Genomic DNA, 25,927 nt, shown 5'->3' with positions numbered 1-25,927 from the left:
GTGACCTTCTCCCTCCACCCCGCCTACGACGACCCGCGCACCGCCGAACTCGTCGACCGCCTGCGCGACTACCTCGACGGTGAACTCGCCGCGTACGAACGAGAGCGCGGCCTCACCCCCGGCAGCCGGCTCACCCGCGCCGACCTCGAACCGGTCTGGCGCCGCAGCCGCGAACTGGGCTTCTACGGCATCCACCTGCCCGGGGAGTACGGCGGCCAGAACCTCACCTACACCGAGCTCGCCGCCCTCAAGGAGGAGATCGGCGCCAGCGGGCGCATCCTCGGCCACAGCGTGCTCGGCGACATGGGCGGCCCACTGCGCGCGGGCGACATCCTCCAGCACGCCAGCGAGCACCAGTTGGACAAGTACCTGCTGCCCCTCATCCGCGGAGAGAGGGCGTGCTGCTTCTCCCTGACCGAGACCGACGCCGGCTCCGACGTCCGCTCCATGCGCACCGTCGCCGTACGCGACGGCGACGGCTACCGGCTCACCGGCCGCAAGGTCTTCTCCTCCGCCGGCCCCTTCGCCGACTTCGCGATCGTCGTCGCCCGCATGGCCGGCACCGGAGAGCAGGAGGGTGACAAGCCGCAGTTCTCCGCGTTCCTCGTCGACCTGGACAGTCCCGGCTGCCGGGTCGAGGACGGGGCCACCCCCATGTCCGGCGAACACATCGAGAGCGACATCGTCCTCGACGACTGCCTCGTCCCTGCCGCCAACCTCCTCGGCGAAGAGGGCAAGGGCATGCGGATCGCACTCGGCCGGGTCACCACCAACCGCCTTCTGCACTGCCCCACCGTCCTCGGCGCCACTCGCCGCGCCCTCGCCCTCACCCTGGAGCGCACCCGGACCCGCAAGGTCGCCGGCGGTCAACCCCTCCTCATGCTGCAGGCCATCCAGCACAAGGTCGCCGACATGGCCACCGAGTTCTACGCCGCGCGTTCCATGACCTACGCTGCGCTGGCGGCCCTGGACGCGGGCCGCGAGGTGTCCGCGGAAGCCTTCATGTGCAAGCTGTTCGTCGCCGAGTCGGCCTTCCGTATCCTCGACGAGGCCGTGCAGATCCACGGCAAGGAGGGGCTCACCCAGGGCAACGAGATCGAGTACCTCTTCCGCAAGATCCGCATGTTCCGCGTCCTCACCGGCACGTCCGAGATACAGCGCAACGGCATCGCCAAGCTCCTGGCCTTCAACCACTGACCCGGGCGTAGGCCGGCGACGGCAAGCGGTGGATACCGGCCGCCGGCTCAACCACGGCGGCGACCGCCAGGCCAACGCCGCCCTGCACCGCATCGTCTTCACCCGCCTGCGCCATGACCCGCGCACCCGGGAGTACTACGAACGCCGCACCCAGGAGGGCAAGACCCGACGCGAGATCATCCGATGCCTCAGGCGATATGCCGCCCGAGAGGTCTTCAACCTGGTCAGGACGGTGTCCAGCGTCCCCCTGCTATAGGCGTCCCCCTGTTATTGGGCGTCCGAGTAGGCCACTGTTTCGGGCAGCCGAGACACGGCCATGGCTCCGTTCGGCGCCGGGGCTGCTGACCGTCCGTTGCGCGCGCCCCAGCCGGTGACCTTCGGCTGGGACGCGTTGCTCACTGTGGCCGCCTGCTCTGGTGGGCAGGCGGCCACAGGGGTACGCCCGAGGAGTTCGGCGAGCGGTGGCGAGGGGGCTGCCTGTCGCTGTGCAAGATGCGGGCGGCCCGGTTCGACGGGATGGTCAGTCCGTCGGCGGGCGGAGCGCTACCACGTTGCCAGCGTCCGAGGTAGAGGGGGCGGTTCGATGGGTGAGTACGGCTGCAGCGAGGGCGAGCCTGGCGAACTTCTGGCGTAGTTCGAGGATCTCGGCGTTCTGGTCGGCGACGGTCTGCTTGAGCTTGATGACGATCGCCGGGCTTCAGCCCGATGCGGGCGACCTCCTGGCCAGTTCGTTTGAACTTCGGCAATCCCGAGCTGATCAGGAGGCCCTGCACTCATGCGCGTCCCACCGAAAGATCACCCAGCCGCGTGGACGCACTTCCATGTCTACCGTGATCGGTACGACAACGGCTTCTCGGATGCAGGTCATGAGTCTTTTGGTGAGTTGGCCATCGGGGTTCTGTTAACCAGGGAGGGAGCCCCAACTGCCGCAGCCGGTGAGCGCCGCCTCCTTGCGTGAAGTATCCCTGCCGATACCGGTCAGGAATGGACGAGAGCCAACGCGTTGTCAGCGCGTTCAGTCAGGTTGAGCATCCGTTCGGCCGAAGTCATCCGGCAGTGATCGAGTCACGCCGCTGTACCAGCATCGATGGGACGGTTGCCCAGTGCCGTCCCGGACGGGGGTCTGACTCGTGAGATCTATGACCGAAGTGTCCAGTCACGGACCTGTCGACTGGGGCCTCCCCCTGAGTGGTGGACACGTTGATACTGGATCTGCTTGATCCGGAGGAAGCGAGAACACCGCCGATGGCGATGAAGGACTATTCGGAAGAGTTCAAGGCCGATGCCGTGGCCCTGTACGAGTCCACGCCCGGGGCGACCTACAAGAGCATCGCCGCTGACCTGGGCATCAACAGGGCGACGCTGCGTGAGTGGGTACTGCGGGACCGGGAGCGCCGCGGCGTCGCGCCTGCGGCCGCTCGGTCAGGTGGGTCTGCGTCGGCCCGGGCAGGACAGCCGGCACCGTCCACCGACCCGGACGAGCGCATCCGGCAGCTCGAGGCCCGGGTGGCTGAGCTTGAGGCGAACGAGCGGAAGCTGGCCACCGAGCGGGACATCCTGCGCAAGGCGGCCAAGTATTTCGCCGGCGAGACGAACTGGTGAACCGCTTCCAGTTCGTCCACGACCACCGGGACGCCTTCGGCGTGAAGCGGTTGTGCCAGGTGCTGGGCGCCGCTCCAGCTACTACAAGTGGCGGGACGGGGCCGCCACGCGGACCGCGCGGCAGGCCGCCGACCGGGCCCTGGCCGAACAGATCCGCGTCGTCCACACCGACTCCGACGGCGCCTACGGCTCTCCGCGGATCACCGCCGAGCTCCGCGCCGACGGCCGGAAGATCAACGAGAAGCGGGTGGCCCGCGTGATGCGCAAGTTCTCCATCCAGGGCATACGCCTGCGCAGACGGGTTCGCACCACGATCCCCGAGCCGTCGGCGACACCGGTCCCGGACCATTTCCAGCGGGACTTCACCGCGCCCGAGCCTGGCCTGAAGTACATGGGCGATATCACGTATCTCCCAGTAAGGGACGGCCAGTTCCTCTACCTGGCGACCGTCCTGGACTGCTTCAGCCGCCGGGTCGTGGGCTGGTCCATCGCCGATCACATGCGCACCGGGCTGGTCACCGACGCCCTGCGCATGGCGGACGCCACCCGCGGTGGCCTCGACGGCGCGATCTTCCACTCTGACCACGGCGCCCAGTACACGTCGCGGCAATTCGCCGACTTGTGCGGCGAATTGGGCGTCATCCAGTCGATGGGCGCTGTTGGCAGCTCCGCGAGGAAGTCGGCGTATATCTCGTCGGCCAGGAGGACCAAACCGTGCGTGCGGGCGACGTCGGCTATGCCGTTGAGGACCTCGTAGGGCCATACGGAACCGGTGGGGTTGTTGGGATTGATCACTACGATGGCTCTGGTCCGGTCGGTCACCCGGCGGGCGACGTCTCCCGGGTCGGGGTACCAGTCGGAGGCTTCGTCGCACTGATAGTGCACCGGCTGGCCGCCCGCCATGACGATGGAGGCAGTCCACATGGGGTAGTCCGGGGCCGGGACGAGGACCTCGTCCCGGGGGTTCAGGAGAGCATGCAGGGACAGGGGCGCAAGTTCCGAGACTCCGTTGCCGAGGTAGACGTCGCACTGTCGCACCGTGTGGAGTCCCTTGCCGCGGTAGTGCCGGGCCACCGCGTCACGCGCTTCCGGGAGCCCGGCGGCGCCGCTGTACCCGCAGGAGTCGTCGAGGTGGTCACGCACCGCCCGCACCACCTCACGAGCGGGAGGCAGACCGTAGGCGGCCGGGTCTCCGAGGTTCAGCGCGAGTACGTCCTGCCCCGCAGCCCGCCGGCTTTCGGCCTGTGCCGCCAGCGGGCCGCGCAGACTGTAGGAGACACCCGACAACTTCCGCGATGTGCGGATCTCACGACGCGACGTCATGCGGAGGCCCCTGACATGGATGCATCCGGGCTGATCGTAGAGGGCGGCGCGAGAAACCCGGTCCGCCGGAACTCGCGCAGGTAGGTGTCGAGCAACCCGGCGTCGACGGGTGGGCAGACGAGGCCGCTCTCGGCGAGCGCGGCGTCAGTGTGACGACGGCTGAAGGTGGGGAAGACACCGTCGGTGTACATCTGCTTGACCGAGACCTCGCTGTCACGAGCCGGTTCCACGAACATCGGGACGTAGGGGGCCATGGGATGGTCGGGCCGTTGGGCCGTCAACTTGGCGAGCATCTCCGTCCACGCCTCGTACGGCACCGTCCGTACCGGATAGCCCATGGCGGTCAAGCGCTCTACGAGCAGGGGCAGGCGGGCCGCACGAGGGTTGGTGAGGTGGTACACGCGGCCGTCGGGCTCCTCGTGAGTGATGATGTGCGTGATCGCGTCAGCGGTGTAGTCCACCGGCACGAAGTCCAGCGGTAGGGCCATGTCTGGGGCGAGGCCGGTCTCGGCGATGGTGCGGAAGAGCGCACACATCATGGTGTCGGTGTTCCACACACCCCGGTCCACGGTTCCGGTCACCTCGTAGGGCCGGTGGACGGCAACGGGCAGGCCCCGTCGTCCTGCCTCGACGACGAGGTTCTCCGCGACCCACTTCGTCTCGGGGTAGCCCAGGGATATGCGGTCGGCGTGGTCGAGCGGGGTGTCCTCCTCGACGTGCCGGACACCGGCGGTGCCGAATCCAGCGATCACCGCGATGGTGGAGATGTAGTGGAGCGGTTTGGTGGTGTGTTCGCCCGCCAGTTCCAGCATGGTGCGGGTGCCACCGACGTTGATCGGCGCGAGTGCGCGGTAGGGGTAGGCGAAGTTGACCCGCGCGCCGCAGTGCACGATCGTATCGACCTCACGGGCCAGACGGTCCCAGTCGCGGTCCGGCAGACCGAAGTGCGATTCAGCCAGCTCTCCCGGTACCGGCACGACCTGGTCCAGCAGCGGCTCGGGATCGAGGCCGTAGCGTCGCATCCGGGCCGCCAGCCGTGCGAGGGCCTGTGGGCGGTCATCGGCACGGATCAGGCAGTGAACTCGCTCCGTGCCCGTCCGTAACAGCCGGTCGACGAGGTAGACACCCAGGAAACCGGTCGAGCCGGTCAGCAGGACTTGGCGGGGTGCCCCGGGCGTTGCTGCCGAAGGAGCGGTGTAGCGCAGCTCCGGATCGAGTCGGCTCTCGGTCTCGAAGTCGGTGTCCGGTTGGGCGGTGTCCTCATGTCCGTCCAGCAGACCCCGTACCGTCGCGGCGAAGTCCCGCAGGGACGGGTCCGCCACCAGGCTGCGGATCATCGCACGCCCGAACCCAGCCGGTACCTGGAGCCGCTCGCGTACCGCAGCGGTGATCTGGGTGGCACGCAGCGACGTACCGCCGAGGGCGAAGAAGTGCGCGTCGCGTCCGACCACGTCCGCGTGCAGGACGTCGCGCCATACGCCTGCGAGGACTTCCTCCACCTCGCCACTGGGCGCGTCGTCGCCGGCCGCTGGGGCGGCGGGCGCGGCCAGGGCGGACAGCGACCTGCGGTCGACCTTGCCGCTGGACGTGAGAGGGAGTGCGTCCACCAGCGCGATGCGTGTCGGTGTCATGTAGCCGGGCAGGCGGTCGCGTACGTGCTCGTGCAGGCGGGCCGTGAGGTCCTTTTGACCGTGTCCGCCGTGTGCCACGACAGCGGCCACCAGTTGCTGCCCCGCATCCTCGCCGACGACGTCGACCGCCGTCTGACGCACCTGCGGATGCGCCGACAACACCGACTCGACCTCGTCCAGCTCGACGCGGTAGCCGCGGATCTTGACCTGCCGGTCGCGCCGCCCGAGGAACTCGAGGACTCCGTCCTTGCGCCACCGGGCCATGTCGCCGCTGCGGTAGAGCCGTCCGCGTACCCCATCGGGACTCCACCTGTCCTCGACAAAGTGGTCCGCCGTCCTGCGCTGGTCACCGAGGTACCCCCGTGCCACTCCGTCCCCGCCGAGCCACAGTTCGCCGGTTTCACCGGGGTCGGCTACCGTGCCGTCCTCCCGCACGACGTAGGCGGTCGAGCCCGCGACGGGCACCCCGATGGGGACGTTCTCAGCCCGTGGAGACAGCTCGTCCACTCGGCACACGGTGGACAGGGACGAGTTCTCGGTGGGCCCGTAGCCGTTGAGGAACACATCGGGCCGCCCCTCGGTCAGTACGGCGCACACCGCGCGGGGGCTGAGTACGTCGCCGCCTGCGACAAGGAGGCGCAGCCCCGCGAAGAGGTGCGGTGCCAGGTGGGCGTGCTGGTGGAAGAGCCCCGCACTCAGCCACATCACACTGACCTGACGGTCACGCACCACGCCCTCCAGTGCCTTGGAGTCCAGCAGGTCCGAGTCCTGCGTGAAGAGGAGACAGGCGCCGTTCAGCAGCGTGGCGAAGATCTCGAAGCAGGAGACGTCGAACGTCAGGTCGGTGGTGGCGAGGACGCGGTCGTCGGGTCGGATGCGCAGTTCCCCGGGGCCGCGGGCCAGCCTGGTCTGGCCGCGGTGGGGACACACCACGCCCTTGGGCGCGCCGGTGGATCCGGACGTATAGATGACGTACGCCGCCTCGTCGGCGCCGCGTTCGCCCCACCACCGGAGATCGGCGTCGTCGGGATGGTCCAGTAGGTCGTCGGCGCAGACGGCGGTCGTCGAATCCGGTACCGCGACGGTCTCGTCCGCGTCGTGCACGACCACCCGGACCCCAGCGTCCCGCATGATCTGGGTCAGCCGGTCGGCGGGCTGGTCCGGCCCCAGCGGCAGGTACACCCCGCCCGCGTGCAGCACCGCGAGGATGACCGCTGTTGCGGCCGGGGAACGCCGCATGGCCACTGCCACCACGTCGCCGGCGTCGATTCCTTGTGCTCGAAGGGCTGTGGCGCCGCGCCGGGCCCGTGCGACAAGCTCCCGGTACGACCATGCGCCGTCCGCCCATTCGACGGCGGTCGCGTCGGGTCGGGCCTGGGCCTGTTCGGTCAACAGAAGTGGGATGGTGGCCGCCCGCGGATAGTCGATCGACGTCCGGTTCCAGTCCCGGGCATGCTGGGGCAGGACAGAAGGGGTGGTGTTGTCTGGTGTTGCCACGCCGACTCCTCAGGTTCGGTTGTGGACGGGTCGTCGTTGTCGGGTGTCAGCCCTGGCCGACTGACAAGGTGAAGTGAAAGAGGTGCGGGTCGCCCGTGAGCTGCGCGCCGACGTCCGGCAGGTACAACGTCGTGACGCAGCCCCTGCTACGCGCGGCTCACCGGGTCCGTTCGGCGATGATGCTGTGGACGGAGGCTTCCTGCCGGAGCAGGGTGACTGCCAAGTCCGTGGCCATGCGCCGGATCCCATCGAGGGGCGGGCTCGCAGCTTCGGGGAAATGGACGTCGATGTTGCTCTTGAGCTCCAGCACCCAGCGGGCGGCGTCCTCCGCGCTGGGCAGCACTCGGTCGTCCCGGATCCTGAAGCCACCGTCCCGCAGGACGTCGGTGACATAGCGCAGGGACTTGCGGTGTCCCAGCGCCAGAGGGTCCGCGTCCTCGGGCGGATGCGGCTCGCGGGCCAAGAACTCTTCGCTGTACAGCGTCTCGGAGACGATGAGCACGGCACCGGGCCGCATGCGTCGGGCGAGCGCCGTGATCATGGCCTCGTACACCTGAGGGGGGAGGTGGGTGATGACGCCCCGGGCGAGCGCCAGATCGTAGGGCTGGTCCGGATCGGGCAGCTCGCTGACGTCGGCGACGTCACACAGGTACAGGCGGACGCGGTCCGGCTGCTCCAGACCCCGTACGAGGGCGGCGCAGTGCGCGAGTTGCACGGAGCTGATGTTCACACCGTCCAGTCGAGAGCAGTCGGGGAAGACCTGTGCGAGATGCTTGAGCGTTGCTCCCCACCCACATCCCAGGTCGAGGATGCGCTCCGGGCGAGTGTGCTCACCCACCTCGTCCAAGGCCAGGGCGAGTTGCCGCTCCAGGTGCCTGAGCCCTGCCTCGTCGAGGGACACGGGGCGAGGCGCGTCCGGGTGGCCGAAGACGCCCCACTGGAAATGCAGTTGTTCGCCGATGACCTTTTGCCAGTCCTCCACGGAGTCCTCGTAGGCGCGGACCACATGGTCGCGGAACGGATCACTTCGCCGGGTCGGCAGTGTCTCGTACGTCGGTGCGTCGGTATGTTTCACCGCGGTTTCCTTCCGGTGGATGGTGCGGTGCCGGTATGGCCGCCCGGCACCGCCGGTAGCCTGAATCAGGCGGAGTCGGCCGTTGTGGCCCTCCAGACACCCCGCAGGGCGTCCGCGATGCGCTGGGCGTGGAACAGCGCGTCGTGCGGGTCGTCGCCGCGGTCGAGACCGTCCTGGACGACGGTCAGGGCGAGTTCCTTCAGGTCGTCGTCGCCGGGGTCGTCGTAGTAGTCGAGAAACTCCTCCGGCACCGGGGCGCCCGTCTCCCGCAGGCGTCGTGCGACGGCGCTGGCACCGGAGTAGTAGACCTCCATGTCGGTGTGGGCCGCCAGGGCTGCCGTGCTCTGACTCCCGGACGTGGCGATCCAGGACATGGCGGCATGGAAGGCGTAAGCGCCGCCGTCCGCCACCCGGCCGGCCAGGTCTGCGTCGGACATCTTCAGGGCCCGGGCCACCTCGCGCAGCTTGGGAGTGGCCTCATGGACGATGCGTGCCGTGGTCACCCACAGTTCGGCGGCGGGCCGGTGCGGGAACCTGGCCAGCAGGGTTCCGTGCGCGACGAGTTCCACCCGGTGTGCCTGGTACTCCACCGCCACCAGACGGCGCAGGGGTTCGAGGACGCCGGGGCCCGTGACGGGCGCCTGGACGAGCGGGCTGCCGGGGACATCGTCGGTGAGGCGCTGCCGGACGTCGTCGGCCAGGGTCTTGGAGTCGGTGTGGTGTCGGTCGGTCATGTGCTTTCTTCCTCTCGAAGGTGGTCGGCGACGGATGGCCGTCGCGATGAAGGGACGGTGTGCGCCTCAGGCGGCTGGGAGACCGCTGTCTCCCGGCGGCGGGAGGTACCCGCTGTGCTTGAGGCGTTCGAGGTAGAGGTCGATCAGCCGGGCGTCCACGGGCGGGCAGGCCAGTCCGGCGTGCGCCGACACATGCTCGGTGTTGTCGCGGCCGAGCCGGGGCAACTGGCGTGTGAAGTACGGCGGCGTGGCGGCGGGGTCCGTACCGGACGCGGGCTCGACGAGCAGCGGGAGATACGGCGCCATCGGGTGTTGGGGGTCCGCGTCGGTCGCCCGGACGACACCGTCGGCCCATCTCCGGTAGGTGACCGTGCGCACCGGGTAGGACATGGCGCGCAGGCGCTCCACCAGCAGGGACAAGGGGGCTGGCGCGGAGTTGGTGATGTGGTACGTGCGGCCGTCGGGCTGCTCGTGGGTGATCGCGCGGGTGATCACATCGCAGGTGTGGTCCACGGGGACGAAGTCGAGCGACAACGCTGTGTCGGGGGCTTCGCAGCCCTGTGCGATCGTGCGGAACAATGCGCACATCAGGGTGTCGGTGTTGCACACTCCCCGGTCGCTGGTGCCCGTCACTTCGCTCGGGCGGTAGATCGACACCGGAAGTCCCTGGCGCGCGGCTTCTCTCACCAGCTTCTCGGCGACCCACTTGGTCTCCGCGTAGCCGCCCGACAAGCGGTCGGGGCTGCCGAGCGGCGTGCGTTCCGTCACTCGCCGGACGCCCCCCGGGCCGAGGCCGGCGAGGACTCCGACTGTGGAGATGTGGTGCAAGGGCTTGAGCCGGTGCGAGGCGGCCAGTTCGATGACCGTCCGCGTGCCGTCGACGTTGTCCGGGGCCAGCGCACTGTAGGGGTAGGCCAGGTTGACCCGCGCGCCGCAGTGCACGATGACATCACTGTCCCGCGCCAGTCGCTCCCAGGCGGTGCTGTCGAGCCCGAACCGTACGGCCGACAGATCGCCCGGGATCACCGTGATCCGTCCCTCAGCGACCTTCCGGTCAAGGCCGTAGCGTCGCATCCGGGCGGCCAAACGCGCAGCACCGTGCGCCTCGTCCGAAGTGCGGACGAGGCAGTGGAGGTGCTCCACACCAGCCCTGAGAAGCCGGTCGATGAGATGCACGCCGAGGAAGCCGGTCCCACCGGTGATGAAGACCCGTTCGGGGCGTCCCGCTGCCGGCGAGGGCTGAGGCACTGGTATCACCCGCTGCAGTCGGGCCTCGGCGTCGAGGTCAGGCACGGCGTGCGAGACCTGAGCTGTCTCCTGCAAGGCAAGTCGACACACCCGTGCGGTGAAGGCTCCGAGGGTCGGATGGTCCAGCAGTTCCCGGACGAGGGGACTGACACTGTCCGAGGTCAGGCCGAAGTGACGACGGATGGCCGCGACCACGTGTATCGCTGTCAGCGAGGTGCCGCCCCGCGCGAAGAAATCGTCGTCGGGCCGAAGGCTGTCCGAGCCGAGGGCCTGGCACCAGGCCTGCTCGACGGCCCTCGCGTCCCGGCGTGCCGGAGTACCGCCCTCGAAGCACCCGGCAGCCGGTCGGGTGAGCCCGGCCAGCAGACGGACGTGATCCGCTTTGCCACTCGTCGTCAGCGGCAGATTCGCAACGCAATCAACCCTGCTGGGCACCATGTGGGCCGGCAGACGGTCCCGCACATGATCGCAGAGCCGCGCGGTCAGGACTGTGGCGTCGATTCCCGGAGCACCGACGACGGCCGCGCCCAAGTGCTGGCCCGGTCCTTCGCCCAGCACGTCGACGGCAGCCTCCCGGACGTCGGGGTGCGCGCACAGGACGGCCTCGACCTCGTCCAGTTCGATGCGGAAGCCCCGCACCTTCACCTGCCGGTCCCTGCGCCCCAAGAACTCGAGCATGCCGTCGTCCCGACGACGCACGATGTCACCCGTCCGGTACAGGCGGCCGCACGGATCATCACCGAAACGGTCGGGAAGGAAGCACTCAGCAGTCCGTTGCGGGTCGTTGAGGTACCCGATCGCCACGCCGTCCCCGCCCACCCACAGCTCGCCCACTTCACCGTGCTCGGCCAGGCTGCCGTCGTGTCGGACCACGTGAACGGTGGTGCCCGGTACAGGCCCCCCGATCGGGACGAGCTCCTCCTGGTCGGAGAGGTGACGAACCGTGTAGGAGGTGCTGATGATGCCGTTCTCCGTCGGCCCGTACCCGTTCACCAGGGCACCCGGCGCTCCGTGAGCCAGTACGGCGCGGACTGCGCTCGGGCTGACCGAGTCGCCGCCCACCATCAGGCATCGCAGTCCGGAGAACATGCCGGGCGCGGCAGCGTGCACGTGGAACAGCCCGGCGGCCAGCCACAGGGTGGTGATGCCCTGGTGATGCAGGCACTGCGCCAGAGCCTCCGTGTCGAGCAAGATGTCGGGTTCCGGCAGCACCAGGCATGCTCCGTTGAGCAGGGTGCAGAAGATCTCGTACCAGGAGACGTCGAACGTCGGGCTGGCTGTAGCGAGCAAGCGGTCGCCGTGCCCCGGTACCGCGGGGTGATGGGCGGTCACGAAACGGACCACCCCCCGGTGATGGCACAACACGCCCTTGGGCAGCCCAGTCGATCCCGAGGTGTAGATGAGGTATGCGGCATCCGCGGCCGTCCGGCCCGTGGTTCGGTACGGTGCTCGCCCGGCTCCTCGCGCCTCTTCCAGCTCGCGGGTGGTGACGCGCACGAGCGGGTGGGACGGGCGGAACGGAGCACCTGCGTCGGTCACCAGGCATGTGGCGGCCGCGTTCCCCAACATCGCGTCGAGCCTGCTGGCAGGGGTTGCGGGGTCAAGGGGAAGATGGACGGCGCCTGCCTCGAGGACGGCGAGCGTGGTCAGCACCGACTGCGGGGAGCGGTCCAGTAGGACAGCGACGACGTCTCCGTCCTTCACACCGCGAGCCCGTAACTCGCCGGCAGCGTGGACCACTCTGTCGTGGAGTTCACCGAACGTCCAGCGGCCGCCGCTCCACACCAGAGCATCGCTGTCCGGCGACTGTTGCGCCTGCTCAGCGAACAGGTCGGTCAGCAGCGCGTCGCGGGGGTAACCGGCACCGGTGTCGTCATCGGAGCGAGCGTGCTCCTGAGCGAGGCCGGGAGGAGTGGGCGCCGGCGATGACATAATCGAAGCCTTTCGTGAGTGGTCCACTCGGTGGATGCGGCACTTGCCCGGGTCAGCCGGTGAGTACGACTTTTCCGTTCCGTCCCGAGCGCATCGTGTGCCCGAGCGCTGACCGGAAGTCGGCAAGGTCACGGCGCTCGGCGACCTGGAAACCGGGCAGACCGCGCACTACGGCTTCCTGCACCTGCTCGTTGAGGGATGCCATGTCCCGTTCGTCCAGACGCCCCATTCGAGCGGGCAACCAGAAGCCGCACATGCTCACTTGCCGGAAGACAAGGTCGTCAGGCTGCACCGGGACCGGGTGACCGGACAGCATGCCGTAGGACACGAACCGTCCGGCAGAACGGAGGCATTGAAGTGCTGCGGCGCCGAGAGCTCCGCCGACCGCGTCCAGCACCGCTCCCACCTCGCCATGCTCCCCGATCTCGCGCACCGCCTCGGTGAGAGCCTCGGCGCGGCCAGCCACAAGTGGCTGCGTGCCCGGGCCGGCCAGCGCGCGTGCTTGCTCCCGGTGCCGGACCACGGGCAGACACCGGACACCTCGCTCGTTCGCCAGGTGGATCACCATGCGGCTAACGGCGGAGGCACCAGCGGTGAGGAGCAGGCTGTCGCCCGGGGCGAGGGCGACATCGTGCACGAGCAGGTGGGCGGTGAAGGGGTTCACGGTGAACTGACAGGCTGCTTCGGTTGACACGCCGCGCGGAACGGAGATCACCGAGGTGCCGCTCACGCAGACGTACTCCTGCCAGGTCCCCGTGGCGGAGACCGCCACCCGGGTCCCCGGTACGGGCCCTGCCGTACCGGGGCCCAGGGCGTCTACGGTGCCTGCGCCCTCGAAACCGGCGACAGCCCATCCTCCGTCCGGTGCACCACCGCCCTGCCGTAGAGTGAAGCGCGCTGCGCGGCCGTATACCCCCTGGATGAACAGGAGGTCCGAGGGATTGATCGGTCGGGCGGAGAGCCGCACCCGCACTTCACCTGGGCCCGGCTCGGGGCGGGGAAGGTTCGTCAGGCGTAGCACACGGGAAGGGTCGCCGTACGCCTGGAAGGCCAGGGCCCGCACGGTCAGCCCGCTTCGCCGCGCAGGTGCCGGTACAGGCTCCTGCTCAGTGAACCGACCGTCTCCCGGCCGCTGTGGACGACCTTGTTGACGAGCACGTGGGTGGCGTCGCCGGTGCGCAGGGCGTCGGCCAGTTGTGCCGCCGAGCCTGCACCGCCGGAGGCGATGACCGGAAGCTCGGACGCGCGAGCGGCGGCCCGCGTCAGGTCGAGGTCGTAACCGATGCCAGTGCCCTCCCGGTCCACATTGTTCGCGAGCAGGGCGCGCACGCGCAGCTCGCCGAACTGTCGGGACACGGCGACGGCGTCCGCAGAGGTCTGCGTGGCGCCACCGTGGATGCGGACTCGCCACCCCCGCTGCCGGTCCCCCGAGCAGTTGACGACGCCGAGGACCCGTTGTCCCCCGAGCAGGCGAACGGCCTCCGCCACCCGCCCGGGCTCCTCGACAAGGCTGGTGCTGACCGAGAGCGCGTCCGCGCCCGCGGACAGCAACTCCGCACACTCCGTGAGCGAAGGAAGGACTCCGTGCTGTACGGAAACGAGCAGTTCCAGGCCGGTTTTGTGCACCTCACGCAACAGCTCCGGCAGGTAGCCGACGGCGGCCCAGGAGTCGACGACATCCAGGAACAACTGGCCGGCCCCGTCGCGTGCGTAGCCGTCGGCGATGTCCACGACGTCGCGGGGATCGACGAGGCCGGGAATGCCGGACGGATCCGTCGCCACCCCGTCGCGTACGTCGATGCACGGAATCACCTGCCGGGCCACCCGGGCCCGGGTATCTGTGGTACTGCCGTCATGAGCCATCATTGATCGCCTCCACGTGATTGCGCAGCCTCCGCAGCCGTGCGCCGCGGGGTGCGAGGTGATGTGCGACGGCCATGGCCGATCTCATGGCCGCTTCCTGTGTTTCCACCGGAGTCGTGCAGTGACCGAGGAAGAGCAGTCGCTGCCCGGCTTCGATCTCGCCCAGTCGCTGACGGGCACGGCACGCCGCCGGTGTGGGAAGGGTCGCCCGGAACGAGGAGCGGGCGAGTTGCTCCCGGGGCGGAGCAGAGCGATGGTCGACCTGACTGACGAACAGGTCGACGCCCAGTGAGGGGCCGTACCACGTCGTCGTCTGGCTCCGGTACTCGTCCACGGTCGTATTGCTTGCAGACCACAGACGCCGGTTCTCGGGCATCCCGTACGGGTCGCGGTGCAGGGCGTAGGTCACATTCCGGTACGCGATGCAGCCCAGGGCGGTCTGCCAAGCACCCGTTCCCACGAGACCGGAGAGCACGGCGAGAGCACGGTCCGCGGGGAGAGCCAGCGCCAGCGCGTCCACCCGATGGACGGCGCCTGCCCCGTCAACGAGCTCGAACCCCGCCCCAGCCTGGCGCACCGTCCGAAGACCGGTACTCAAGCGCATCCTGACCGAACGTGAGAAGCCGGCGGCGAGGCCGTGAATGAGGGATGCGGCCCCAGAACGCAGGTACGTCGTCCGGGGAACCCCGTCCGGCGGGGTGAGTGTCGCACCGACCGCACGTGCGGACAGCTGCCGTGCCTCGTCCAGTGTGCAGCCGTACAGGGAAGCCGGCAGTGCGCACAGCAGACGCTGCGCCGGGAAGGACCGCGGCAACCAGTCGTTGAGGGCTTCGTCCAGTGTGAGGTCCCAGGACGCTCCCTGCTCTTGCCAGCGCGCGGATTGCTGCGCCAGACGGGCCATGGCCTGGTCCGTCTGCCCATCGGGTGTGACCGGCCGCGTCATGTCGGTGGGGTCGGCGGACACCCACAGGGCCGAGCGCTCGTGCTCGCGGAACACCACGCGGGACGACGTGGTCTCCACCAAGTCCTCCGCCGGGATCCCTGCCGCCGCGGCCATGTGCCGCCAGACCGGGGACGCTTCGAGTGGAGTCTCCCTGACCCCAAGGTCGATGACGTATGTCTTGCCATGCAACGTCGTCCGGACCGACTCCGCGTTCCCGCCGAGTCTCGGCTGCTCTTCGAGCACCAGCACCTCGTGGTCCTCGGCAAGTAGCCAGGCCAAGGTCAGGCCCGCGATCCCACCGCCCGCTATTCCCACGCGCACGGCCGTCACCCGCGCCGGATGCTCTGGTCCGCGGCGGTTGCGGACGGCTCACGCCGGTCTCCGGCGGCGAACAGCCAGAAGCCGTCAAGACCGACCAGCAGCACATCGGCGACAGAGGCGGCCCGACCTGACGTGCTGTCCCTTTCCACGAAGCCTTCCTGCACGACAGCGGCGGCCAGGTCGAGTAGCTCTGTGGATGCGGGCACGCTGTAGTGCTCACGAAACGCCTCGGGCACCTCGATGCCGTCATCGCTCAGCGCCCGTAGCAGTTCCCCCGACTCTCGCGCGTAGGCGGCGAAGTCAGCACGCACTGCCAGCGCGGCAGCGATGGGCCCGGCGTGCAGACACATCCAGGAGACCGCCCGAGGAAAAGCGAACGCGGTGGCGTCCCGGGACGGGTCGAGTACGGATGCTGAAGGTGCCTCGAGAGCCTTGGCGCACCGGTCAAGGCTTGGCTTGAGCGAGCGCAAGGCAGCGTTCAGCCCACTGAAGAGATCGGCGGCCGGTCCGTTCGGGAAACGGGAGAGAAGGATTGCGTAGGACACCGTCTCGGCCTCCAGACAGAGCTGGTCAGCCTGCACCATGCGGCGAAGGTCCTGGCGGCTCACCCTGCCGTCCCGCGCCGAGCGCAGCAATGCGTTGTCACGCTGACCCACGAGGTGATCCTGCTCTGCGAGTAACCGTGTTGCTGACGTTGCGAGACCGGCATCCATGAATTTCTTGCCCACCTTTCCGTCCAGTCTGTTCGATACTGCCGCGAGTGCCCGAGGGGCAGCCCCGGAAACAGTGAGCAATTAGGTACCTTCGATACGGGACTCGGCCCCTCAGGCTGGCCGTCCAAAACGTACGCAGACGTCTGCGTCGGTGACTCCAGGCGCCAACTGGACAACTGATCACCACTGTGGAAGGTATGACGCAAAGGCAGTGGCACGACGGAAGCACAACGTCTGTAAGGGCAACGGACACTGACCGGATCGCAGGTTCCCCACCCCGCGCATCGGGGCATAGAGGTCTTGTCTGCGCTGCCTGTCGTCGCCAGCACCGCTGATCCATCCGTGAACAACAGACCCATCCCCCGGGGGCGTTGTCATGCCCGACAGCGAAGAGCCGTGCCACCAGGAGATCGCCTGCAGCCTTCGGGCACTGCTGGAGAGCGTCGACGAGATTCTTCGTCTCTTGCGGATCCTGCTCCAAGAAAACGAGTCGAGGTTCGAATCCTCCACCGCGGAACCATGCGCACTTGAAAACGGGATTACATCTCTCACGGACCGCGAAAGTGAAATCTTCCGCCTTCTGGTAACGGGGATGTCGAACCGCCAGATAAGCCGCGCACTCGGCATAGCGGAACGCACAGTGAAAAACAATCTGCATTCCGTCTACCGAAAGTTCGGCGTTGCGGGCCGGGCGGAGGTGATGGCTCAATACTTCGGATCCTCCGTCCGACGCCACGAGCCGAACAGTTAGACCCGCTCATGTGGGGCACTGGATGGGCATCCACGAGCCCCGCAGCCTGACGTCTGGGCAGGTGGACTGTTGGTCGCCCGGCAACGGCTGACGAACTCGTGAGCGGTAGACAGTGAGGCATCGAATGCCGCGGCGGGGATTCGGCATTTCCAGCGGTCGTGCTGATGTCAGGTTCTCGGTCTCCTGAAGGACAGCAGTCCGGCGGGCCAGTTCTTCAGGTGTTCGATGCCGTGTTCGACGCGGACACGGAGTGAGGAGTGGCCGGGCTTTGCGCCGCGCTTGTGCATCTCGTCGCACCAGCCCTGACAGGCGGGCACGGGTGATGTCCGCGCACCGGCCTGGTCGGGCTGCAGAGGAGCGCTCGGCCGTCCTCGTCCGTGACGGCCACGGCCTTGACGGCGTTCTGCTTGCTCTTGCCGGAGATGAACCGGTTCCGGTTCCGGTCCCTGCGCCCGGTGGCCGGCCGGCGGACCCGAGTCTCGGTGCCGTCGATGATGCCGGTCTTCCCGCTGGCGACGGCGGGGGTGACGGTGGAGCGGTCCACGCCGAACCAGCAGATCAGCGCTTTGGTCCCATGACGGAGACGCACGAGCGGTCGCCAGGACCCGGTCGACGAAAATCAGCCGGTGCTTGGCGGCTGCGCCCGCAGGTCACTACCGCGGCCTGGATCCGAGCCTGTTCTGGTGCCGACCGTGTCACAACGGGCTGACGTCGGTACCGAGTTCAGCGATCACTTCAGCCGACGGGCCCGTGATCGTCCGGTCGCTGACGGTCGTAGCGCGAGACGCGTTCTCTACTGCACAACCATGATCGACGATCACGAGCTCGACGCCTCACCGCCTACCGTGCACGAGTTCAGTGGCGACACCTTCGTCCGACGGCGTTGTGCTGGCAGTCCACCACCTTGACAGCCAAGTCGGTGGCCACGCCGCGCAGCAGAGAGGACGGCTCCCCCCATTCATTCTGCAAGCCGGTCGGAGGCCACCGGGGCCGCCACCTGAACGGCCAGGGGGCTTTCCGGGCTCGGCTGGAAGTAGATGGCGTGCAGCACGAGCGGAGTGTCACCGAGATTGGTGCCAATGTGCGCGTGCTCCGCCCCCCGGGCCTCGACCAGGCAATTGCCCGCCGTAAGGGTCTCGACCGCCAGGTCCGCGTGGGTGTGGGTGAGCACGCCCTGGTCCACCACGACGAGTAGGCGGCCAGGGTGGTAATGCCACCCCGTCGTACCACCCGGCGGCAGTACGATCTTACGCACCGTCACGAAAGTGACGTCCTCCCCGAGGTCAGGGAGGGCGTCCCGGAGTATCCCGCGTGCGAGGGGCACGTGGCGGGCGGCCGGTGCCTGCGGCGGGGGAAACGCCGCGCGGAGGGCGTCCGCACGTCGGTGTGGTCCGTCAGCCTCGACCATGTTGTGCTCCATCCCACCGACCGACGTCGGATGTTCAGGTAGGGGTGAGGAAAGCTGGTCGTCAGTGCTCCAAACCGAATTCGGGACGGAGACCGCGGGCGATCATGATCTCGTCGTTGGAGACCCCCATGGGCACTGTCGGCCAGACCATGGCGTCCTTGGCGACGACGAACTCGATCACCGCCGGACGATCACGCACCGAGGACGCGGCCAGCACGGCTCGGTCGACCTCCTCCGGGCTGTCGCACCGGTAGGCCGCGCAACCGTAGGCACGAGCCAGTTCGGTGATGTCGGGGCTGGTCGGCGCAGTGGGTGAGCCGAGATCCGACTCGATGAACTCACGGTTGTGAAAGAGATCCTGCCATTGGCGCACCAACCCGAGTGAGGCGTTGTTGAGCACCGCAACCTTCACCGGCAATCCGGAATGCACGCAGGTCGCGAGCTCCTGACAGGTCATCTGGAACGACCCATCCCCATCGATGGCCCACACTTCGCCGTCCGGATAAGCCGCTTGGACGCCCAGCGCGGCTGGTACCGCGTACCCCATAGTGCCGGCGCCGCCGGAGTTGACGAAGCTGCGGGGCCGTTCATGTTGGATGAGCTGCGAGGCCCACATCTGGTGCTGGCCGACGCCGGCGGTGTATACCGTAGCGGCTCCTGCTGTGAGGACTCCGAGCCGCTCGATGACGTACTGGGGCATGAGTTCGTCGTCTCGGTTCGGATAGCCGAGCGGGTAGCGGGCGCGGTAGCCGTCCAGCTGGTGCCACCATTCAGCGAGCCGTCGCTCAGGTGGTGCGCACGGAGGGAGCTTGCGCACCTGACGCACGAGAGCCGTAAGGGCTGGAGAGCAGTGTGCGTGCAAGGCAACCGCGGCCCGTCGCTTGCGGTTCAGTTCGCCGCGGTCGATGTCGATCTGCACGACGGCCGCATGTGGCGCGAATGAGTCGAGCTTGCCGGTCACCCGGTTGTCGAAGCGGGCGCCGACGGCCACGACGAGATCGGCTTCCTGTAGAGCGGCCACAGCGGCGACAGTCCCGTGCATGCCGGGCATGCCCAGGTGCTGACGGTAGCTGTCGGGGAAGGCGCCGCGGGCCATCAACGTCGTGACGACAGGCAGGTTCAACAACTCCGCGAGATCACGCAATGGCCTGGCGGCGTCTGCTTTGACCACGCCTCCACCGACATACAGGACCGGCCGCTCAGCTCTGTACAGCAGTTCGGCGGCCCGCTCGATCTCCTCAGCGGCCGGCTGTGGCGGCTCGGGCAGCGCCGGCGCCGCCAACGCACCCCATGCCGCAGTGGTGGTGCCGGTGAGCGCGTCCTTGGTGATGGAGACCAGCACGGGGCCAGGTCGGCCGCTGAGAGCCTGAGCGATCGCTTCCCTGAGGACCTGAGCGACGTCGCGGGCGTGGGTGACTTCGACGGCGTACTTGGTGACCGGGGCCACGATGGAGCAGATGTCGGTCTCCTGAAAGGCTGCGGTACCCAGTTGCGACGCTTCGACCTGACCGGTCAGTGCGAGCACGGGAACGGAGTCCATGTATGCGTCCATGAGGGCGGTCACCAAGTTGGTCGCTCCGGGACCAGAGGTGGCCAGGCAGACCCCCAGAGAACCGGTGGCCTGGGCGTAGCCGGAAGCCGCGTGGCCTGCCCCTTGTTCATGCCGGGTCAGTATGTGACGCAGGCCGGGGAATTCCTTCAGCGTCTGGTACAGCGGAAGATTCGCTCCCCCTGGTATTCCGAACATCACCCTCACGCCTGCGTGCCACAGTACCCGGAGTGCTGCGGCGGCACCTGATGTCGTATGGGGCAGGAGGTCTTCGATTGGTCCGGACATGCTGAAGTCCTCTCGACGGCGCCTCTCTGCCCTTCCGATTCAAGAGGCTGCCGTACCGGCGGCGCGAGAGGCATGCAAGCCAATCAGCAGCATGGGATCGACCACAGCATCGGTCGCAGCCTGCCACACGTCGGGGTCACCAGGCGTCCGCTGCGGTCCCGCCCTCGCTGCGCGGCCCCTGCAGGGACTTTGCGCCTCGCGCGTGCTGCGAAGGGCCAAGACGCCGACCCCGCTGCTCGCCACCGGGCACCGACTGCGCTGCGCGCTTTCGGGGAACGACAGCCGGCGAAAGGAAAGCAGGGGGCAGCAGCGCTGTGCGTGGGCGACCGGCTTCCAACGCCCTTGGGAGCGTTGTCCTGGGGCTCATCAACTTCGCGCTGAACCCGGTGGTCCCGGGCCTGACTTCTGCCGACCCGTCCGTCGACTGGAGGGAGCTGTACCCTCCCTACCGCTTCGCGGCGGCGGCAAAGGCGATGGCGGACTGGAAAAGCGACCTGGAATTCCAGTACCCCAGTCATGAGATGACGATTCACTTCCAGCACATGCTGGCCCAACGCAGCGGGCTCCGGATGGGGCGCGTGGTTTCCCGCCTATCCGGACTCTCCATGCTGCGGGAGGCCGCCACCATCCCCATGCACCTGGCCGGACGCACCCCGGCCGTCTCCTTCCTGTGCGCCTCACGCCTGCTCGATCTCCGCGAGCAGGATGCCTGCGCGCTCACCCACTACGGCGTCAACTTCCTCAACGACCGGGCACTCAGGTTCATCGACCCCGACCCGGACATGTGGTGGCTGTTCCCCATGTTCCGGGTGAGCCAGGGTGAGTACCGATGGCCGGCGGAGCACGTGAACCTCAACGAGGCCACGGACCTGCTGATCAGCGCCGCCGTGGCGTCCGCGTACGACGACGTACTGCACGGCACCGGCCCTCTCGCCTCGGATCACCTTCCCCGTGCGCTCTTCGAGGACCGCGCAGAGGACGGGGCGCTGAACAAGGTCCTTAAGGACTCGACGGGCCTGGACTTGGGCTGGCGTACAGGTCTGAACCCTCAACATCCGTGACGGCCGGGTGGAGACAGGTCAGATCAGGATGTCGACGGCTCGGTACAGGTGGGTGCCGTGGGCCTACTTCTTGATCTCGGCGCGGCCGAGAACGGTGATGCGGTGCTGGCGTGCGAATGCGGCGGCGAGGTCGGTGAAGTCGGCCGAACCGATCATGATTGATTCGTGCCCGGTAGCGCTTGCACTGGAGGCCAGCTGGGCGGGTACGTGTCCGGCAATGCCCAGGACGCGCGCTCGCAGTGGCAAGCCGACGTCCTCCACCTTCACCAGCTGTACCGGTACAAATGACAACGTCTGTTAGCCCAGCTGGCTATGTAACGACTCAGGCTTGGAGGGGTCGCGTGTGACAAACGGGCCAGTGCCCGATGCCGGTCGGGGGACGTGTACTCCGGCGGGGCTATAAAGCTCAAAGCCGGTACGAGAAGCGCAGCGAGCCGCCTTCCTCCCGGTAGCGTCCGCGTCCGCGTTTCGCGTAGGGATTGGGAAGCATGCGGATGTTCATCCGGTCCGGGGTAAGGGCGTGGGTGACCATGAGGAGGCGCCAGCGGTCCTTGCCCGCGTGTTGCTGGGCTGCGCGTACCTCGCTCTCTCCCAGCTCGAAGCGCCCGCCGTCGCCCTGGGTCGCCTTGAACCGCTCCGGGTCTGATGGAGGCTCGATTCCCTGAGAGGATCGAGTCATGGCACGTCCGTCCCCCTATCCTGCTGAGCTTCGTGAGCGTGCGGTGCGCATGGTCGCGGAGGTCCGCCCGAATTACCCGACCGAGTGGGCCGCGATGAAGGCGGTCGCCGCGAAGCTCGGGATCGGTGCCGCTGAGACGGTGCGGACCTGGGTCCGCAAAGCCGAGGTCGATGCCGGCCAGCGTCCAGGCGTGACTTCGGACGAGGCTGCAGAGATCAAGCGCCTGAAGGCGGAGAACGCCGAACTGCGGCGGGCGAACGAGATCCTCAAGGCGGCCTCGGCTTTCTTCGCGGCCGAGCTCGACCGGCCGTCGAAGCGCTCGTAGCGTTCATCGACGAGTTCAAGAAGGTGTTCGGAGCCGAGCCGATCTGCCGAGTCCTGACCAGCCATGGACTGAAGATCGCGACGAGCACCTATTACGCGGCGAAGAACCGCACACCCAGCACCCGAACAGTCCGCGACACCGCACTGAAGGCGCAGATCAGCCGCGTCCACACGGACAACTTCAGCGTCTACGGGGTCAGGAAAGTCTGGAGGCAACTGCATCGCGAGGACATACCGGTGGCCCGCTGCACCGTCGCCCGGCTGATGCGCGACCTGGGCCTGGAGGGCGCCCGGCAAGGGAAGAAGATCCGCACCACCATCCGGGACGACGGCCATGATCGGGCAGGTGACCTGCTGCAACGCGATTTCACGGCGTCCCGGCCGAACGAAAGACGGGTCGCGGACTTCACCTATGTCGCCACCTGGTCCGGGATCGTCTACGTCGCGTTCGTCGTGGACGTGTTCTCCCGGGCGATCGTGGGCTGGTCCGCCGCCACCAGCAAGCGGGCCAAGCTCGTCCTCGACGCCCTCGACATGGCTCTGTGGCGCCGCGACCGCGCCGGAACTCCCGCTGGCCCGGAGCTGGTTCATCATTCGGATGCAGGCAGCCAATACACGTCTTTCGCGTTCACCGCGCACTTGATCGAGGCGGGTACCGATGCCTCGATCGGCACTGTCGGCGACGCCCTGGACAACGCGCTCATGGAATCCCAGATCGGCCTCTACAAGACCGAGCTGATCAAGCCCCGCAGGCCCTGGCACGGCCTCGCCGACGTCGAACTCGGCACCGCGGAATGGGTCGACTGGTTCAACAACCAGCGCCTCCACACCGCGATCGGATACATCCCGCCCCACGAGCACGAGACCGACCACTACGCTCAACACCAGCCCCAACCGGCGGCTGGAGTCAGCGCATAGAGCCTCCACCGATCCCGGAGCGGTTCACCTTCGCCGAGTACGAACTGCACCGCCTGGCGCGCAGCTTGCGAGTGAAGATGGCCGAGGCCGGCATCCCGCCGGCCGACCTCACCGAGTCGGGTCTGGGCTACGCCAACTTGCTGTTCATCGCGACCGTCATCTTGGAACTGCGCAAGGCCCAGCACATGGAGCTGACGCTTTTCCTCGTCGAGGAGCCCGAGGCGCACCTCCACCCGCAGCTTCAGGCAGTCCTATTGGATTACCTGCAGGAACAGGCCGAGGCTTCTCTCAAGGACGACACGCAGGGCCCGGCCGGCCGGATCCAGGTCATCGCCAGCACACACTCGCCCAACCTGGCCAGCAGCGTCGGAATCGAGAACGTTGTCGCGCTGCGCACACGAGTGGACCAGGAGACTGTCCAGGACGGCCAGGGCCAGGACAAGGACGTGCTGCGCCGGAAGAGCCAGGCACTCCCGCTGGCCAAGATCGAGCTTTCTGAGGCCGAGCGGCGGAAGATCAACCAGTACCTGGATGCCACCCGGGCCGGCTTGCTCTTTGCCCGTCGGGTCATCCTCGTCGAAGGGATCGCCGAGGCCGTCCTGCTGCCGGTGATCGCCCGTCACTGCGTCTTCGGCGGCGAGGCCCAGGCCAAGCAGCGCCGGGACTTCCACGGCGTCACGATCATCAACGTCGGCAGCGTCGACTTCGCCCCCTACATCACGCTGCTGCTGTCGGAGGTCAACGGGTGCCGGCTCCTGGACAAGCTGACCGTCATCACCGATGGCGACCCGGACATCCCCAAGGAGAAGAAGACAGAGGAAGGGGAGAGCGAGGACGGCCAGGGCGAGGTCCAGGAACCGGCAGCCGCTGCCCCGACCGGAAACGATCCTGAAGCGGACGCTGAAACCGATGAGGACGAGCCGGACGACGACGATGACGACAGCGCGGTGAACAACCGCAAGGACCGGCTGACAGCCCACGCCGAGTTGATCGGGGCCAAGGGCCACCTGCACGTGGCCGAGGCTCCCCACACCCTGGAAGCCGACCTCCTGACGCCCGAGGCCAACGAGCCCGTACTCAAAGCGGCCTTCCTTAAGCAGAAGACGCGCTCCAAGAAGAAGTGGCAGGAGATCCTCGACAATGAACGGGGGCGTGCTTGGGGTTTCTACCTCAAACTCCGCAAGCATAAGAAGTTCATCGGCAAGGGCGAGTTCGCGCACGACGTGGCCTTGGCGATCGAGAACGGGGAGACCTTCGAAGCCCCGCAGTACCTCGCCGACGCCATCTGCGGCGTCCTGGCGGACACCTCGGGTGAGGCACGTTGAACGAGGTGAAGCTCACCGACGGCCAGCAGGCCCTCGTCGACGCCACAGACAGCCTGTTCGCGGCGGCCTGCCCTGGGGCCGGCAAGACCCGGGCCATGGTCGCCCGCTTCCTCCAGCGGACCGCCGAGGAACCCCGACGCGGGATCGCCCTGATCTCCTTCACCAACGCCGCGGTGGACGAGGTCCGACACAGGTGTGGCAGCCAGACGGAGGCCCTGCGGGCACCCCACTTCGTCGGCACGTTCGACACGTTCATCCACCGCTTCATCGTCACCCCTCTGTACGTGAAGGCGTACAACCGGAGGCCCCACTACGTACAGTCCTGGCAGGACGTGACCAGTACGAGCTTTCGCCTCGTCCCTGATCTAGGAAGGGCCAAAGACCTGGAGTTCCGCTGGTTCGACTTCGACCCGGACGGGCGCGCTCATCTGGACCTGAGCCGAGTGCCGAAGGCGTTCGGCGATGCCGCGGTGCACCATCAATTGGCGCGACGCAAACACGAGGCGGAAGCCAAGGCGTCGCACATCTTTGGCCAACTGCTCAAGGTCGGGACCATCACCTGCGAGGCTGCCCGTCTGCTGGCCGCGTTCTGGCTCAACAGCTCCAATGAGCGGGCGATCCTTGCAGGGCTGCTGCGGGCTCGTTTCGCCGAGGTCATCGTGGACGAAGCGCAAGACTGTGGCCGAGAAGAGCTCGACATCCTCCGCTTCCTTCGAGACAGCGGCGTCCGCGTGGTCATGGTGGGAGACCTCGACCAATCGATCTACGAGTTCCGCAACGCGACTCCCGCCGCGGTCCAGGAGTTTGCCGCCGACCTCCCTGTCCAACTCGAACTCGACGACAACTGGCGCAGCTCGCCGGCCATTTGTGCCTTCAGCATTGCCCTGAGGTCCGGGCAACTGGTAGAGACGGCTCGCGGCGAGAACTCCGTCGTCCAGACCCCGGTCCACCTGATCGAGTTCTCGGCTCTCGACCAGATCGTGCCTGCGGCGCTGGAAGTCGCTGAGCGATACAAGCTCGCAGCAGACGATCTCGTCGTCCTGTCCCACGCCGAGGCTCATGGGATGAAGGCGGCCGGCGTTGCTAGCCAAGAAGCCGCTGGGAGCTATCGCGTGATGGCCATCGCCAACGCCGGATCTACGCTCCGGTCGCGGGAGACGGACCCGAAGGCCCGTCGGAAGGCCGTCGAACAGGTGCAGCGAGCCATCCTGGCGACGCTCACCGCTGGGCGGGACACACAGCATCACAGCTTTGCAGCGGCCTGCGAAGAGATCAGTGTCGACCCTCGGTGGCTGGAGAGCTTCGCGGTACGGATGGCTCTGGGGCTCGACGCTCAAGGCAAGACCAGGCTCGAATTCGCAGCCGAGGTGCGTGAGTTCTTGAAACAAGCCAGCTGGGGAGACGGGCCAGCCCCGGCCTCCAGCGATTTGGGCAAGCTGTTCAAAGCACCACCGGAGGCCGCTTGGGCCAGCGTCTCCAGCTTCGGTAACAGCCCGTCCATCCGCCACTCCACTGAGCTTGTTCCGCTTTGACGGACACCGTTGG

At 67.8% G+C, this 25,927-nt stretch carries 18 protein-coding genes and 3 pseudogenes; 8 read left to right on the top strand and 13 right to left on the bottom strand.

The annotated features are described in order from the left end of the window. The 3 genes and pseudogenes from HEP81_RS08155 to HEP81_RS41395 all read left to right on the top strand — a co-directional run. On the top strand, positions 1–1,197 hold the full coding sequence (locus HEP81_RS08155) for an acyl-CoA dehydrogenase family protein (protein WP_037662511.1): 1,197 nt from the start codon (positions 1–3) through the stop codon (positions 1,195–1,197). A gap of 43 nt (positions 1,198–1,240) precedes the next feature. After that, positions 1,241–1,453 (top strand): annotated as a pseudogene (locus HEP81_RS08150) (IS110 family transposase); the annotation flags it as partial. A gap of 989 nt (positions 1,454–2,442) precedes the next feature. Continuing rightward, positions 2,443–3,484: pseudogene (locus HEP81_RS41395) on the top strand (IS3 family transposase); the annotation flags it as partial. Positions 3,485–3,522: 38 nt separating this feature from the next. Here the strand turns inward: HEP81_RS41395 and HEP81_RS08140 are convergent. The 9 genes and pseudogenes from HEP81_RS08140 to HEP81_RS08100 all read right to left on the bottom strand — a co-directional run. Next, positions 3,523–4,122 (bottom strand): annotated as a pseudogene (locus HEP81_RS08140) (aminotransferase class I/II-fold pyridoxal phosphate-dependent enzyme); the annotation flags it as partial. Continuing rightward, entirely contained in the window at positions 4,119–7,250 is a 3,132-nt protein-coding gene (locus HEP81_RS08135) for an amino acid adenylation domain-containing protein (protein WP_078967699.1), read from the bottom strand. The gene HEP81_RS08135 and the pseudogene HEP81_RS08140, both read right to left, overlap by 4 nt. 157 nt (positions 7,251–7,407) lie before the next feature. Continuing rightward, on the bottom strand, positions 7,408–8,325 hold the full coding sequence (locus tag HEP81_RS08130; protein ID WP_037662515.1) for an SAM-dependent methyltransferase: 918 nt from the start codon (positions 8,323–8,325) through the stop codon (positions 7,408–7,410). Between the two features lie 65 nt (positions 8,326–8,390). Continuing rightward, positions 8,391–9,059 (bottom strand): hypothetical protein, encoded by a 669-nt coding sequence (locus HEP81_RS08125; RefSeq protein ID WP_037662517.1) that lies wholly within the window; start codon positions 9,057–9,059, stop codon positions 8,391–8,393. 66 nt (positions 9,060–9,125) lie between these two features. Continuing rightward, positions 9,126–12,266, bottom strand: coding sequence for an amino acid adenylation domain-containing protein (locus tag HEP81_RS08120; protein WP_157854600.1), 3,141 nt, complete (start codon positions 12,264–12,266; stop codon positions 9,126–9,128). Between the two features lie 25 nt (positions 12,267–12,291). Further along, positions 12,292–13,212 carry a zinc-binding dehydrogenase gene (locus HEP81_RS08115; protein WP_421673951.1) on the bottom strand — a complete coding sequence of 307 codons (921 nt, stop codon included), beginning with the start codon at positions 13,210–13,212 and terminating at the stop codon, positions 12,292–12,294. A gap of 92 nt (positions 13,213–13,304) precedes the next feature. Further along, positions 13,305–14,051, bottom strand: a complete 747-nt coding sequence (locus HEP81_RS08110; RefSeq protein ID WP_157854604.1) for a HisA/HisF-related TIM barrel protein — start codon at positions 14,049–14,051, stop codon at positions 13,305–13,307. Positions 14,052–14,091: 40 nt separating this feature from the next. Further along, complete coding sequence (locus HEP81_RS08105) at positions 14,092–15,366, bottom strand: NAD(P)-binding protein (RefSeq protein ID WP_157854606.1); 1,275 nt, start codon at positions 15,364–15,366, stop codon at positions 14,092–14,094. 5 nt (positions 15,367–15,371) lie between these two features. Continuing rightward, a complete protein-coding gene (locus HEP81_RS08100; protein ID WP_157854608.1) occupies positions 15,372–16,094 on the bottom strand; it encodes a hypothetical protein in 723 nt (240 codons plus the stop codon). Positions 16,095–16,455: 361 nt separating this feature from the next. On the opposite strand from HEP81_RS08100, the gene HEP81_RS08095 reads away from it, so the two are divergent. Then, positions 16,456–16,830: a LuxR C-terminal-related transcriptional regulator gene (locus HEP81_RS08095; RefSeq protein ID WP_078967703.1), complete on the top strand. Its 375-nt coding sequence runs from the start codon at positions 16,456–16,458 to the stop codon at positions 16,828–16,830. Between the two features lie 958 nt (positions 16,831–17,788). Here the strand turns inward: HEP81_RS08095 and HEP81_RS08090 are convergent. After that, positions 17,789–18,091, bottom strand: coding sequence for a cupin domain-containing protein (locus HEP81_RS08090; RefSeq protein ID WP_157854610.1), 303 nt, complete (start codon positions 18,089–18,091; stop codon positions 17,789–17,791). A gap of 208 nt (positions 18,092–18,299) precedes the next feature. Continuing rightward, positions 18,300–20,075 (bottom strand): biosynthetic-type acetolactate synthase large subunit, encoded by a 1,776-nt coding sequence (gene ilvB / locus HEP81_RS08085; protein WP_051850608.1) that lies wholly within the window; start codon positions 20,073–20,075, stop codon positions 18,300–18,302. Positions 20,076–20,596: 521 nt separating this feature from the next. Here ilvB and HEP81_RS08080 point away from each other — a divergent pair. Next, the gene (locus HEP81_RS08080) at positions 20,597–21,136 is read left to right on the top strand and encodes a hypothetical protein (RefSeq protein WP_157854612.1); all 540 of its coding nucleotides are present in this window, start codon (positions 20,597–20,599) and stop codon (positions 21,134–21,136) included. A gap of 63 nt (positions 21,137–21,199) precedes the next feature. Here HEP81_RS08080 and HEP81_RS08075 read toward each other — a convergent pair whose 3' ends face one another. Together HEP81_RS08075 and HEP81_RS08070 are read right to left on the bottom strand one after the other, a co-directional pair. Beyond that, the gene (locus tag HEP81_RS08075; protein WP_190275967.1) at positions 21,200–21,403 is read right to left on the bottom strand and encodes a hypothetical protein; all 204 of its coding nucleotides are present in this window, start codon (positions 21,401–21,403) and stop codon (positions 21,200–21,202) included. Between the two features lie 139 nt (positions 21,404–21,542). Continuing rightward, the gene (locus tag HEP81_RS08070; protein WP_157854613.1) at positions 21,543–21,815 is read right to left on the bottom strand and encodes a hypothetical protein; all 273 of its coding nucleotides are present in this window, start codon (positions 21,813–21,815) and stop codon (positions 21,543–21,545) included. On the opposite strand from HEP81_RS08070, the gene HEP81_RS08065 reads away from it, so the two are divergent. The 3 genes from HEP81_RS08065 (at position 21,814) to HEP81_RS08055 (ending at position 25,914) form a co-directional block, all read left to right on the top strand. Continuing rightward, positions 21,814–23,057 (top strand): IS3 family transposase gene (locus HEP81_RS08065; protein WP_190275966.1). Its coding sequence is split into 2 segments (ribosomal slippage): positions 21,814–22,096 and positions 22,096–23,057, totalling 1,245 coding nucleotides; the frame shifts between segments, so codons are not numbered across the junction. The two genes, HEP81_RS08070 and HEP81_RS08065, sit on opposite strands and share 2 nt — an antisense overlap. 77 nt (positions 23,058–23,134) lie before the next feature. Next, a complete protein-coding gene (locus tag HEP81_RS08060; protein WP_190276115.1) occupies positions 23,135–24,382 on the top strand; it encodes an ATP-dependent nuclease in 1,248 nt (415 codons plus the stop codon). A 5-nt stretch (positions 24,383–24,387) separates the two neighbouring features. Then, complete coding sequence (locus HEP81_RS08055; RefSeq protein WP_051850808.1) at positions 24,388–25,914, top strand: UvrD-helicase domain-containing protein; 1,527 nt, start codon at positions 24,388–24,390, stop codon at positions 25,912–25,914. The last annotated feature ends 13 nt before the right edge of the window (positions 25,915–25,927 follow it).

This window comes from Streptomyces griseofuscus (genome assembly GCF_014673495.1).
In the GTDB taxonomy this organism is placed as follows: domain Bacteria; phylum Actinomycetota; class Actinomycetes; order Streptomycetales; family Streptomycetaceae; genus Streptomyces; species Streptomyces murinus.
This window is presented reverse-complemented; position numbering and strand designations above follow the sequence as displayed.

Bases quoted from the DNA above. Each gene is read 5' to 3' on its own strand.
- HEP81_RS08125 (WP_037662517.1), bottom strand. From the start codon at position 9,059: ATGACCGACCGACACCACACCGACTCCAAGACCCTGGCCGACGACGTC.
- HEP81_RS08080 (WP_157854612.1), top strand. From the start codon at position 20,597: ATGACGATTCACTTCCAGCACATGCTGGCCCAACGCAGCGGGCTCCGG.
- HEP81_RS08070 (WP_157854613.1), bottom strand. From the start codon at position 21,815: ATGACTCGATCCTCTCAGGGAATCGAGCCTCCATCAGACCCGGAGCGG.
- ilvB (WP_051850608.1), bottom strand. From the start codon at position 20,075: ATGTCCGGACCAATCGAAGACCTCCTGCCCCATACGACATCAGGTGCC.
- HEP81_RS08095 (WP_078967703.1), top strand. From the start codon at position 16,456: ATGCCCGACAGCGAAGAGCCGTGCCACCAGGAGATCGCCTGCAGCCTT.
- HEP81_RS08060 (WP_190276115.1), top strand. From the start codon at position 23,135: ATGGCCGAGGCCGGCATCCCGCCGGCCGACCTCACCGAGTCGGGTCTG.